This is a genomic window from Bacillus sp. CCNWLW194 (assembly GCF_037120585.1).
GTDB classification, from domain to species: Bacteria; Bacillota; Bacilli; order Bacillales; family Bacillaceae_G; genus Bacillus_A; species Bacillus_A basilensis.
Genome location: NZ_JBBBBL010000006.1, coordinates 1 through 14,426, shown reverse-complemented (window position 1 = coordinate 14,426; position 14,426 = coordinate 1). Strand labels below are relative to the sequence as shown.

General features: G+C 34.0%; 6 protein-coding genes and 1 pseudogene. 4 read left to right on the top strand and 3 right to left on the bottom strand.

Going from position 1 to position 14,426, the window contains the following annotated elements:
- Positions 1-28 precede the first annotated feature (28 nt).
- Positions 29-7,039 (top strand): non-ribosomal peptide synthetase, encoded by a 7,011-nt coding sequence (locus V7S50_RS14850; RefSeq protein ID WP_242253088.1) that lies wholly within the window; start codon positions 29-31, stop codon positions 7,037-7,039.
- A 55-nt stretch (positions 7,040-7,094) separates the two neighbouring features.
- Positions 7,095-8,549, top strand: coding sequence for a pyridoxal phosphate-dependent decarboxylase family protein (locus tag V7S50_RS14845; protein WP_242253089.1), 1,455 nt, complete (start codon positions 7,095-7,097; stop codon positions 8,547-8,549).
- 119 nt (positions 8,550-8,668) lie between these two features.
- Here V7S50_RS14845 and V7S50_RS14840 read toward each other — a convergent pair whose 3' ends face one another.
- Both V7S50_RS14840 and V7S50_RS14835 read right to left on the bottom strand, forming a co-directional pair.
- Positions 8,669-9,625: an alpha/beta hydrolase gene (locus V7S50_RS14840; RefSeq protein ID WP_336376457.1), complete on the bottom strand. Its 957-nt coding sequence runs from the start codon at positions 9,623-9,625 to the stop codon at positions 8,669-8,671.
- A 630-nt stretch (positions 9,626-10,255) separates the two neighbouring features.
- Positions 10,256-11,257, bottom strand: a pseudogene (locus V7S50_RS14835) (alpha/beta hydrolase).
- A 318-nt stretch (positions 11,258-11,575) separates the two neighbouring features.
- On the opposite strand from V7S50_RS14835, the gene V7S50_RS14830 reads away from it, so the two are divergent.
- The gene (locus V7S50_RS14830; RefSeq protein ID WP_242253092.1) at positions 11,576-13,006 is read left to right on the top strand and encodes an ABC transporter permease; all 1,431 of its coding nucleotides are present in this window, start codon (positions 11,576-11,578) and stop codon (positions 13,004-13,006) included.
- A gap of 11 nt (positions 13,007-13,017) precedes the next feature.
- Entirely contained in the window at positions 13,018-13,695 is a 678-nt protein-coding gene (locus V7S50_RS14825) for an ABC transporter ATP-binding protein (RefSeq protein WP_242253093.1), read from the top strand.
- Between the two features lie 295 nt (positions 13,696-13,990).
- Here the strand turns inward: V7S50_RS14825 and V7S50_RS14820 are convergent, their stop codons facing one another.
- The gene (locus V7S50_RS14820) at positions 13,991-14,173 is read right to left on the bottom strand and encodes a hypothetical protein (RefSeq protein WP_048560893.1); all 183 of its coding nucleotides are present in this window, start codon (positions 14,171-14,173) and stop codon (positions 13,991-13,993) included.
- Between the last annotated feature and the right edge of the window lie 253 nt (positions 14,174-14,426).

Below are 14,426 nucleotides of genomic sequence, written 5' to 3'. Positions count from 1 at the left end.
AATGAATATTAGGGGGATAAAGATAAAAATGCACATTAAAGATCGAAGTTCGATTCATGAAAATAAAGAAGTAGAAGCGTTTTGGAAGGAGCAATTATCTTCCGAGGTTCTCGATTTTTCTGTATTTAATAGCGATTACCAACTAAATAAAGAAACACCTTGTGAGTACGTTCAAGTCATAGTGAATGCAGAGTTTAGTAAAAGTACACAAAAAATAAGTAAGTCTCAAGATTTATTATTATTTAGCTGGTTTCAAGCCGCTTTAAGGGTTTGTTTGGCACATTATACAGATCAAGAAAGAATTACTATTGGTATTCCTATAATTGAAAAAAATCTTGAACAAAGTGAGAATCTTAATAAGTTGATTCCTTTAGGAAGTGAAATCCATCCGCATCACACCTTTGAACAATTAGTAAATGAGATTGAACAAACGACTTTATTCGGGTATGAAAATCAGGAGTATCCGCTCTCTGAATTATTAGTTAAACACAATTCAACTCCTTTTCAAATTGTAATCGGGATGGAAGGATTACATAATGAAAATTCGCTAGAAGAATACGCAGAGAATAATTTAGCCCTATGGATACGAAGAAAATGGAATGAAATACATAATGAATTTGAATTTCAAATTTCTTGCAAGTCCCATTCATTCTCTTCTTTGCAACAATTTGCAAATTCGTATTGTTATGTTTTAAAGCAAGTTTCACAAAAACCGAATTTGGCAGTGAAAGATATTTGTATTATTGCAGAAGAAGAAAAAGAGTTGCTAGAAGGATTGAATACTTTTCAAACGGGCATAGACTTGTTTCAATCATTTCAAGATTTGTTTGAAGCGCAAGTATTAAAAACTCCAGATCAAATTGCTGTTGTTTGTAATGATCAATCTTTGACATATAGAGAATTGAATAAGAAAGCGAATCAATTGGCTTCTATTCTTCAAAGTAAAGGTGTTTCAAAAGAAAGTATTATTGGCGTTATGGTAGATCGGTCATTAGAAATGATTATTGGTATGATGGGGATTTTAAAAGCAGGAGCAGCGTATTTACCAATCGACCCTAACTACCCAACTGAACGAATTGAATATATGTTACAAGATAGTCAAGCAAAATATTTACTTAGTAAGCGAACAGAGGAGGTATTGCCACAATTTGCGGGTGAAGTACTGTATCTTGATAAAGAATATCTTTTCCAAGGTGAAGAAAGTAATTTAGTACGAGAACATAATCCTAATGATTTGGCTTATGTTATTTACACATCAGGATCGACAGGAAATCCAAAAGGGGTAATGATAGAACAAAAATCGCTAGTTCATTTTTTAAATGTAATGAGAGAAAAAGTAAAGGCTAATCAATCATTCTTGTTTCTTGCTAGTGTATCTTTTGATATTTCCTTATTAGAAATATGTCTTCCTTTAACGCAAGGTTCAAAAGTAGTAATTGCTACAGAGGACCAGTTTGCAACAAAAGAATTGGCTCATTTGGTCAAAAAACATAAGGTGGATTTATGGGAATCAACGCCATCGCGAATGGAAGTGATTTTGAGTGATCCAGAAGGGGCAAATTTTCTAAAAGATTTAAAATCTATTTTATTAGCAGGAGAAGCATTTTCCATTGATTTGGTTGAAAAAATTCGTTGTATCAGTGAAGCAACAATTTTAAATATTTATGGTCCCACAGAAACAACCATTTGCGCAACAGTAAAAGACTTGAGCACTTCCAAAGAAGTTACGATTGGCAAACCTAACCCGAATTATCATTCCTATATATTGAATAAGTATGGCCAATTAAAACCATTTGGAATTCCCGGTGAACTCTGCATTGCTGGCGTAGCGGTAGCACGAGGGTATCTTGGTAAAAATAAACTGACAGATGAAAAGTTTGTACCGAGTCCTTTTACGGCAGGGGAAATGATGTATCATACGGGTGATCTTGTTCGTTGGTTGCCTAATGGAGAACTTGAATATTTAGGTCGAATGGATCATCAAGTGAAAATTCGGGGGTATCGGATTGAATTAAGAGAAATCGAAACTCAATTAAGGGAATATCCAGAAATAAACCAGGCTATCGTTGTTGATCAAGTGTATGGAAATAGGAAATTATTGGCTGCCTACTATGTATCGGATAACAAGGTGTCTTTTGGTGAAATTAGAAAATATTTAAGTGATAAACTACCTGAGTTTATGATTCCTGAAAAAATGATTCAGGTAGAAGAGATTCCATTGAATCCAAATGGAAAAGTGGATAGAAAAAGGTTGTTGGATATAACACAAATGGATTATGTATCAATTCCATACGTTGCCCCGCGCAATGAAATTGAACAAAAATTAGTGCGTGCATGGGAAAAAGTTATGGAGATTGAGGGCATCGGTATTCATGATAATTTTTTTGCATTAAAAGGAGAATCCATTAAAGCACTTCAGGTAATTAATTTATTAAGAAAAGACTGCTTAAAAATAAGTACAACAGATTTTTTTAAGCACCCTACAATCGCTCAACTGAGTTCTTGTGTAAAGTTAGAGCATAAAGAGGAAAACCTTGAAAGTAGACCAACTCATGTTAAAGATTTGTCTAAGCCATTTTCCTTAACAGAAGTTCAGACAGCGTATATGTTAGGACGGAATTCACAGTTTGAATTAAGTGGTATTTCACCTCAAACATATTTTGAATATGAAACAGCATTGGATATCAATCGTCTTTCAAAAAGTTTTCAAAAGGTAATCCATCGTCATCCAATGTTGCGAGCTGTAATTTTACCAGAGGGAAAACAACAAATATTACAAAGCGTTCCTGATTACGAGATTGAGATAGTGAGTCTCATAGATTTAGATGATAGGAATCAAAATGCTCGCTTACAAGAAGAGCGTTCTCGAATGACTAACCATGTATTCCCTTTGGGGCAATGGCCTTTGTTTGAATTAAAAGCCTTTCTTTTAAAAGAAGACACGTATTTATTATGTTTTCGATACGATGCTTTATTAATGGACGGAGCAAGCATGAACATTGTTGGACAGGATTTGTTACATTATTATTATAAACCCAATCAAAAATTAGAATCTCTATCTTTTGATTTTCAAGATTACATGTTTATCTATGATGAAATGGAACAAAGCGAAGAATATAAAACAGCAAAAAATTATTGGACAAGTAAGCTTACTGACTTTCCGTTTGCACCTTCTTTGCTGTTAAAAAAGGATCCAGCAGAGATTGCTACTCCTAAATTCAAATCACTTACTAAGATCCTGGACAATGAAAAATGGACAAAGCTACGAAAGTTAGCACAAGAGAAAGAGGTAACTCCTTCCGCTCTACTTTGTACAATATATGGTGATGTGTTGGCATATTGGAGTAATCAACGTAAATTGGCAATTAATTTGACTGTATTTAACCGTTATCCTGTTCATGATGAAGTAGAACAGATTGTGGGAGATTTCACATCGCTTATTTTGTTGGATGTTGATGTAAAACCAGAGCAAACTTTCTTTACTAGAGTAAAAGAAACGCAATCTACTTTATTAGATGGCCTTGAACATCGTCATTACGATGGAGTTAACTTTATTCGAGATTTTACTCGATATCATCAAATGACGCCAAAAGCAGTTATGCCAATCGTTTTCACCTCGATGTTAGCAGGTGCAGGTGCTTTCTCTTGGGAACAACTTGGTTCTCTTCGCTATATTCATGCTCGGACTCCACAAGTGTATTTGGATAATGTAGTAATTGAAAAAAATGGAGAGTTATTAATTAGCTGGAACTATGTTGAAGAGTTGTTTGATGTTGATGTGATAGAAGCAATGTTTTCCCAATTTGTTGACTTATTGGAACAATTGGTGAAACAAAGCGATATAACATCTTTGCAGATGAAAGAATCGGATCAAACTTTAATTGAGCAATACAATGAAACAACAGAAAAAATACCTTCAACTACTCTGTATCAATTATTTACAGACCAAGTAAAACGTACACCGGATGAAGTGGCAGTGGTATTTGAACAAGAATGGTTAACATACTCAGAACTTCATAAACGCTCCAATCAAATTGCCCACTTCTTAAAAGAGCAAGGCATTGGTCTAGGTGACAAAGTGGGTCTTTTAGCAAAAAGGCGAGTTGACACAATTGTTAATATGTTAGGTATTTTAAAAGCAGGTGCCGCTTATATTCCGATTGATCCCGATCATCCTTTAGATCGCCAAACATATATTTTAAAAAATAGCTCATGCAAACTTTTATTAGAACCTAGTCTTTATGAAGAAAATCATTTGTCATTTTATACAACAGAAGATATGCCCGCTATTGCTGGTCCAGAAGATATTGCCTATATTATATACACTTCAGGAAGTACAGGGAAACCAAAAGGAGTAATTATTACTCACCAAGCGGTTACAAATACTATTCAAGACATAAATCAAAAATACGAGGTAAATGAAGATGATCGTATTATTGGTATCTCTTCCATGTGTTTTGACCTATCTGTATACGATATTTTCGGAACGTTAAGCACAGGTGCAATGTTGGTAATGATTCGTGATCCAAGAGACATGCAAGAATTAATCCGTACCGTCGAGCGTAGAGGGGTTACAATTTGGAATACAGTGCCTGCAATCATGGATTTGGCATTGGATCAAGTAGGTTCTCATTTTGAACATTCTTCTTTGCGTTTAGTTTTACATAGTGGAGATTGGATTCCACTTTCTTTACCAGAAAAAATAAAACGACATTTTCCGATTGCAGAAGTAGTTTCACTAGGAGGAGCAACAGAAGCATCGATTTGGTCAATTTATTATCCGGTCAAACAGGTGGAATCACATTGGAATAGTATTCCATACGGGATGCCCTTGGCAAACCAAACGTATTATGTGTTGAACTATGAAAAGAAAATGTGCCCTGTTGGTGTAATTGGGGATTTATATATCGGGGGAGTGGGCCTTGCTAAAGGATATTTAAATGATGAAAAGAAAACAAATGAAGCGTTTGTGTCACATCCTGATTTTGGTCTTATATACAAAACAGGAGATTGTGGAAAAATGCATTCTGAGGGATATATTGAATTTTTAGGCCGCCAAGATTATCAAGTGAAAATTCAAGGATATCGAGTAGAGTTAGAAGAAATCTCTCATTGTCTTTTAACTTATAAACAAGTCGAACATGCTGTCGTAATTGATCAAACAGATGAGAACGGAATAAAATTTTTAGTTGCATATGTGGTAACTGAGCAAAATATTAGTACAACAGAACTACGAAAGCATTTGCGAGATCACTTGCCAGATTACATGATTCCTTCTTATTTTGTTTCTTTGGACCAATTACCCTTGACTCCAAACGGTAAATTAGATAGAAAAGCACTCCCTACTCCAGAGAAACAAAAAAATGAAGTATTTATTGCTCCAAAAACTGAAATGGAAAAAATATTAACTAGTATTTGGCAAGAAGTACTCAAAATAGATCAAGTTGGAGTAAATGATCATTTCTTCGCCTTAGGTGGAGATTCGATAAAAGCGATTCAAGTGTCCGTCAGACTGTATCGACAAGGATTTGAGCTTGAACCAAAAAATCTATTTTCATTTCCTATATTAAGAGACATGGTTCAATTTGTTAAAAAGCTAGACCATTTTTCAAGTTCACAAACAAATGATGTAAACATAATGAACGATAATAAAGCTACATTACTAAATGTTAAAGATAAACAACTTAATCAACAAACACTTACCAAAATACAAGAAAAAATGCCGGATATAAAAATAGAACGTATTTACCCGTTAGCACCTTTCCAAGAAGTTATTTATGAACATGCTACGAATGAACCTGATACAAATGCATATTTTGAACAAACAATTTGGGCACTTGAGGGAGAGCTGGATATTAAACTCTTTATTCAGTGTTTCCAACAATTAGTTGATCGTCATGATTCTTTAAGAACAATAATTGTGCAAGATGAACAAGCAAAACCTTGGCAAGCTGTTCTATATGATGTTCAAATAAATTCAGAAATAAAAAACTTGATTGAGATGACGAAACAAGAACAGCAAGAATTCCTAAAACAGTGGATGAATGAAAATTTAAGCCGAGGATTCAAAAATGATGAACTTATGACACGTCTCTGTATATTCCAAATAGGTAATAACGAGCATAAGGTAATTTGGAGTTCCCATCATCTATTATGTGATGGTTGGAGTGTCAGCATTTTGATAGACGAATTATTCCAGCTCTATGAAACAACAAATGCGGGAACTACGGCGGAGTTACCTATGGTAAAACCTTTTGAAACATTCATAGACTGGACTTTGGCACAAGATCATGAGAAAGCACGTCATTTTTGGAGGGATTATTTATCAGGATACAATCGGAAAATTAGTATTCCTAAAAAGAAAGTCCCAACTCAAAGTGAAGGGTTAAACTTCACTTTTATGGATTTAACATTAGACAAGGATTTGACTAATCAGTTACAGACATTTGTAACTAAAAACAATATAACTATGAATACAGCACTACTAGCTGTATGGGGAATATTACTTGGCAAATTCAACGGAACGAGAGAAGTAGTATTGCCTAATCTAGTATCAGTCAGACCTCCCGAAGTAGAAGGAATTGAAAATATGTTCGGTCTGTTCACAAATGTTTTGCCTATCCGATTAGCATGGACAGAAATGCAATCTTTTGTGGACCTCCTGCAAAAAGTACAACTAGAAACATTGAAATGTAATGAGTATGCATACTATTCATTTGTTGATATACAAAAGCAAAGTGAATTAAAAACTGAGTTGACTGACCATCTTTGGGTTTTTGAAAACTATCCAACTAATCCAGCAATCTTTTCTTCAAATGAAAACAGACATTTTGCCATCACAGATTACGAAGTTGTCGATGAGCCACATGTAAAGTATGGAATTATGTGCTTCCCTGAAGAGAAACTTACAATAAAGTTTGGATATGATCAAACCGTATATGAAGCGGCGAAAATACAAGAAATATTGAATCACATGCATCAGTTAATCAATATGATTCTTCAAAATCCCATACAGGCAATCGATGATTACAAATTATAAAAAATGAAAAGGCGAGCAAGAACTCGCCTTTTTAAATAGAATAGGAGTAAACCAAATGACAAAAAACTTGCAGTTATCAGCCGAAGAGATGCGTCAGTTAGGATATCAAGCGGTTGACTTGATTGTTGATCATATGAATCATTTAAAAAGTAAACCAGTTTCGGAAACGATTGATAGTAATATTTTTAGAGACAAGCTAATTGAAACGATTCCGGAAAACGGATCTAATCCAAAAGAATTACTTCATTTTCTTAATAACAATGTGTTTAATCAAATTACTCATGTGGATCATCCTCATTTTATGGCTTTTGTGCCAGGTCCTAATAATTATGTTGGTGTAGTAGCAGATTTTTTAGCAAGTGGTTTTAATGTATTTCCTACAGCTTGGATAGTAGGTGCAGGTGCTGAACAAATTGAATTAACAACAATCAACTGGTTAAAATCAATGCTAGGATTCCCTGATTCAGCTGAAGGACTATTTGTCAGTGGCGGTTCCATGGCTAATTTGACTGCACTTACTGTAGCGAGACAGATCAAGTTGAATAATGACATAGAAAATGCGGTTGTTTATTTTTCTAACCAAACTCATTTTTCTGTAGATCGAGCACTTAAAGTATTAGGTTTTAAACAGCATCAAATTTGCCGAATTGAGACAGATGAAGATTTGAAAATTTCAGTTAGTACTTTAAGAAAGCAAATAAAAGAAGATCGATTAAAAGGGAAAAAACCATTCTGTATTATTGCGAATGCAGGGACAACGAATTGCGGAGCGGTGGACTCCCTCGATGAATTGGCTGATCTATGTGGTGATGAAGATGTATGGCTACACGCGGATGGCGCTTATGGGGCTGCAGCAATTCTGAGCGAAAAAGGAAGAGAGTTATTAAGAGGAATTCATCGTGTTGATTCTTTGACGTTAGACCCGCATAAATGGCTTTTTCAGCCTTATGATGTTGGTTGTGTACTCATTCGAAATAGTCAATATTTAAGTGAAACGTTCCGTATGATCCCAGAGTATATTAGGGATACGGAAACTAATATAGAAGAAAAAGTGAATTTTGGGGAACGTGGAATTGAACTTTCTCGTAGATTTAGAGCATTAAAGGTATGGCTTTCTTTTAAAGCATTCGGAGTTACAGCTTTTCGTGAGGCAATAGATCATGGCATTATGCTAGCTGAACAAGTTGAAGAGTTTTTAAGGAAAGAAAAAGATTGGGAAATAGTAACACCCGCCCAATTAGGAATTGTTACTTTTCGTTATATTCCATGTGAGCTAACATCTACAGATGCAATTCATGAAATAAACAAAAAATTGGTGGAAGAAATTAATCAAAGAGGATTTGCTATGCTAAGTACGACTAAATTAAAAGAAAAAGTAGTAATTCGACTTTGCTCTATCAACCCAAGGACAACAAAAGAAGAAATACTTCAAATCATGATGAACATAAAAGCATTGGCAGAGGAAATAAACACATCGCCTAAACATCTTATATCTGTTTCTCAACCTTGATATATTAGGTGAATTTTACATATTAATAGCCGATTTCAAATGAGAATCGGCTATTATGTTTAAATGATAATAACACTCACAAATGTATACTATTTATGAGTGTTTCTCTTGTAATGGGATTAAGCCTCAACCTTAGATACTCTTTTGAACCCAGTTTTTATTGCTTGTACTATTTCGTTCACAGCATAAATAGATACATCGGCATTTGGATTTAACCCTTCAAACCAGTGATAGGCATTTGGATATAAATGAAACTCGACATCAACACCAGCTTGCGCTAGTTTGCTTACATAGGTTAATGTTTCGCTTCGGAATGGATCTAATTGACCAACAAATGTGTAAGTATACGGTAAGTCACTATAATCCTCAGCTCGAGAAGGCGCTGCATAGGCAGGAATTTGATCCGTTCCATACATTCCTCCTAAATACATTTTCCAGCCAGCTTCATTTGCCTTTTGGTTCCAAACAAATCCCTCTTTAATTTCATTCGCTGAAGGTGTATTATTTCGGTCATCAATCATTGGATATAGTGGCATTTGTAAACAAATTGAAGGGTATTTTCGATCTCGTGCTAATAATGATAATGCTGCTGTTAGTCCACCGCCAGCACTTACTCCTGCAACCTCAATTCGATTCGAATCAATGTTTAATGACTTTGCATTATCAGCAATCCATTTTAAAGCTGAATAACAATCCTCAATTGGTGCTGGGTAAGGGTGTTCAGGTGCTAAGCGGTAGTCTACAGACACGACCACACAGCCAGCTTCTTTTGCAAACCTCATACAAGTATCATCGTTATCATCTATAGACCCTAAGATATAACCACCACCATGTATCCATAATAAGACAGGTAAAAATTCATGATTGGATTTTGGACGATAAATTCTTAATCGTAACGGATTATCATCAGGTCCAACAATGACTTTATCTGATAAAGAAAGGGAGTCATCAACAACGGTAGGTGGTCTCATTTGAGCTATTCCTTCTCTGATTGATTGCAAGTTTTCCGGGTATAAATCGAGATCCGGAAACATCTCTAACCCTTGTAATAATTCTGGATTTACTCTAGTTTTCATTTTAGCACCTCTATTTGTAATTGTTTTCAAATAAATGAAGTGTATTCTAAGTAGTTTAATTGTGAAAGAACACCACAATTAAATTGTAAATTGGATATGTTATAATGGTCAACAGAATATTCCGGAATTAAAACCTTTCTCAAGAAGGAGTTTCATGCAATCAATAATACAAGTAGTGGATTTAAGAGCTAAGTGTTTTCATGTCGTTGTAATTATGTACATTAGAAAAATTTCTTTTCTAGACTCATGAAGAATTATGAAAAGCAAAATTTTATAGATAGTTATCTTAAAAATAAACAAACAGAGAAGAACTAACCAATGTTCTTCTCTCTTTTTCATATGTAATTAGGGTATCCATAAATGTAAATACGGATGGTATAGATTAATGGATGAATAATTTATTTTTAAATTAATAACGTAATAAATAAAGATTTTTGTATGTAATATTGCATATACAGGGACCACTGGTGAAAATGCTGAGCAATGTTTTTCCATATGGTAAATTAGTTCCTTAGTTATTTATTTATTTCATTTTCAATCGTGTAAGGCTTGGGGCTAAGATTTACAAAGGTGACTAGTAAAAAATATAACAATATAAGTATAAGATTTTGTACTTAGTAATCTCGCAATTTAAGGCATGACATTGGATAAGTGTGGGGAGTTCAATCGATTTTGAATAAAATCAATAGTATCAGTTGCAATTTTTTTACGTTTAAGAACGATCTCGGCATGCCCACATGTATAAATATATCGTGTAGGTCTTTCCCAAGATTCCCACAAGTAGTCTGTATCCTCAGAATGCACATATAGATCGTGCTTACCTGAAATTAATAAAATATTTTCTTTTTTTACTTTTGGCAATGCTTGACTCGGTTCAGTGATTTTCCAATAATCTATTAAATCATCATACGTAACACCATGATATTCCAAGTCTTCTCTAATAAATTTACCCGGAGTTGTATTTCAAATAGAATAAGAAAGTCGATTTGCATAGAAAATGGATACTAACACATCAATTTCTTCTTCAACAAGAGAGGTTAAGTTAGTAATAAATCCGCCTAAACTAATCCCTATTAGAATTAGGGGACCATTTTTGTTTGCTTTAATCCATTTAATCAAAGCTCGTAAATCAGCTATCGCTTGTCTAGTTGCGTGTACTGTTCGTTCAATATTTGCACTTACCATATACTCTCCACTGAATAAGGATTGATCGGGTTTTCTTTCAAAATGATAGGGTAGAGTGAAATAATACATATTCCACTTCAGGCTGGTCATATGATCGTTGAATATTTTTTTCACACGTTCGTTAGAATCCATTCTCCAACCGTGAACAAAGATAACATGAGGTGTATTTTCATTATTATGTAAGAATAATTCCCCAGTTACAGAGTCGTTGCGTGAATCACCGGATTGAACCGAGCTTTTATATTTGAATTGCCCAACCATGTATTCATTTTTCTGCTTTGAATGCTTAATGTCAAAATGAATATGTGATGGTTTTGCTTTATAAAAAGATTCTATGTCCTTTATATTTAATGAAGTGTTAGAAAGGGAAGTATACTGAAACGCTACACTTCTTTTTTTGTGTAAATCATATAAGGCGTACCGATCAATGAGTTTTGAAAAAATCAAATTAACCTCCTCCAAAATACATATTGTTTAAAACATAGACAAAATTTATGTTTTAAATTAATTAGGAAATATTCTCTTTTCCTAATAGTAGGTGCTTGAATTATAAAAACAGGTGATAAATTTGCATATTAAATTGACTAACTCCTTACCAATATTCAACAACGACTGCGTTTTTGAATTTGTGTTCTAGTTTTTCTTGAACAGGTAAATGAATAACTACACATAAACTCCTTATATCTCTAGTTAAACTACCGATTAGCTCCATATAAACTCTAGATAACCTATATAGAATACAAGATATCAAGGAGGTAAGAAAAAATGAATTTTATGAAACGAGCAATTCTCAGTATGAAAAAAAGGATAGGAACATCATTAATTTTGATGGCAGTTTTTCTGATTGTTACAAATTTGGTTCTTTCAGGTTTCACAATCCAAAATGCGTCAAAAAAAGCAGCGGATGCTGCAAGAAAAAAACTTGGTGCAGATGTTACTTTAGGTCTTGATTTCGACAAATTAGGTCAAAAAGCTAAGGAAACTGGAGAAATGCCAAATCCGCCGCAGCTCGATACACAAGAAACAGATCAATTAGCGAAGTCCAAGTATGTAAAAGACTATAATTACATAGCTAACACTTTCGGTATTTCTGATGGACTTAAACTAGTAGGAGCTTCAGAAGGAGAAGAAGAAGGAAAAGGTAAAGCGGGAATGGCGGCTGTGCGAGGCGGTTCAAGCTCTGGTACAGAAATAGATATGAATGCTTCTTTTATGATTGAGGGGGTCCGCAAGACTGCATTACAAGAAAGCTTTAAAAACGGAAAAAGTAAAATCATTGATGGAAAACCAATTACAGAGCAAATGAAGGATCAGAATGTAGCTTTAATGGAAAAACGATTAGCGGAATTAAACAATTTGAAAGTAGGAGACAAAGTTAAAGTGCAATCAGGGGATAAGAAGGAAACCCTTGAGGTTAAAATTATCGGTATTTACGAAACAAATGAGCAAGCAATGGGTCAACAGGCTCCTCCTATTATGGATCCAGCTAATAAACTATATATGCCGCATTCAACTATGAAAAAATTAGAAGTAGACCAAGGTATAAGTAGTGTTCAAGTCGTGTATTTCTTGAATGATCCACAATATATTGATGCATTTAAAAAAGAAGCAAAAAAATCTAATATTGATTTTAATTATTATAAATTAGATGCACATGATTCATTGTACAAGCAAATGATTGGTCCTATCGAAAATATCTCTTCGACTTCTCAAATGATTATTTATATTGTATCGATTGCAGGTGCGATTATTTTAGGATTAATCATTATGCTATCAATTAAAGGACGTCGTAAAGAAATGGGAATTCTATTGTCCATTGGAGAGAAAAAGTGGAAACTGATGGCACAGTTCGTAGTAGAAGTAGTATGTGTCGCTATTTTAGCATTTGGATTATCCGTAACAACAGGAGCTAAAGTTTCTCAATATATCGGGGATAATTTACTTTCGAATGAAATTGCTACTGCAAGCGAAGAAACAGATACCTCGCAACATGGTACTGTAATGATGGCTGGACCTGGTGGTACTCTACAAAATCAAAAAGAAGATCCAATTGATAAAATTGATGTAAGTGTAACAGGAGAAGATGTAGGGAAAATGGGTGGAATTGGACTAGCTATTGCTATAATAGCAACGCTTCTTCCAGCATTATCCATTCTACGTTTAAACCCAAAACAAATTCTTTTAAAAGATGAATGAGGAGGCTCGATATGGAGACGATTTTACAGTTTAAAAATTTGGATTATTATTATGAAAGTAATGGAAAAAATGTAGCGATACTAGATAATGTTAACTTTTCTTTTCAAAAAGGGCATTTCTACACGATTTTAGGACCATCTGGATCTGGTAAAACCACAACTCTGAGCTTAGGTTGTGGACTGGATGTCCCTAAAAATGGTCATGTACTGTATAATGGCAAAGATATTAGAAAAATTGGTTTGGATCGATACCGTAATCAAAATGTATCTGTAATTTTCCAATCTTATAACTTAATTACCTATATGACCGCTCTTCAAAACGTCTTAACAGCAATGGAAATTACAGGTGTTAAAGTGCAAAATAAAACAGCAAGAGCATTAGAATTATTAGAGAGGGTAGGACTCACAGAACTTGAAGCGAAACGAAACGTATTGCAACTAAGCGGTGGACAACAACAGCGTGTAGCAATTGCTCGAGCACTATCTTGTAATGTTGATTTACTGATTGCGGATGAGCCGACAGGAAACCTCGACGAGGAAACTGCAATGGATATAATAGAACTGTTTCAAGAACTTGCACATAAAGAGAATAAATGCATTATTGTTGTGACGCACTCACAAGAGGTTGCTAAAAAATCAGATCGTGCAGTATATTTAAGTAAGAAGAAGTTGGTCGTAAATGAAATCTAATATAAACATCGTAGCTGTTCAATTCACATAATTTTCAAGATATATCCCTTTCAAAAACTTATATTTAATTTATAATAAAATCAAGCCATAACCAAAATGGTCTCCCTGTACTGAATGTTAAAATAGTTTGTTGTTCCCGTTTTAATAATATTCGAAAAAGAACTTGTAGGATATTCTACAAGTTCTTTTTATTATAATTGGTTACCTATATCATGGGATAATCACACATAAAAAACGAGACAATACCTAGATATATAATCTAAATGCTGTCCCGTTTAACTGTTTATCTGTGTAGTTATTGCAGAATTAAACCTACAATCATAATTAAACTAAATACTATTATCCAACCAAACGCACAATAGCCAAAAATTCTAATCCATTTAGGTAATTGATTCATGTTAATTTTATTTGAGGGAACTCCCTGCATGAAAAACATCATTTTTTGATCTCTATCTCTATTATTTTGTTGTTCATACATAATATCATCACCTTTCCAGAACTATTGTGTTTATACTATATCAGCCTAAAGAAAATTATGTACAGAATAAAAAGGGATAGCATATATATTATGTGGTGAATTTTGTAAATAAATGCATTTAATTGCCATGATTCTAAGCGCTAATCCGCTATAAATACTGAAAAAGAGTCCTACATAAATGATATGATCCCCTTATAGTAGACAGGAAAAAGAAAGCACATTAACCTGTTTACTATGGAGGGGATTTTTCTGT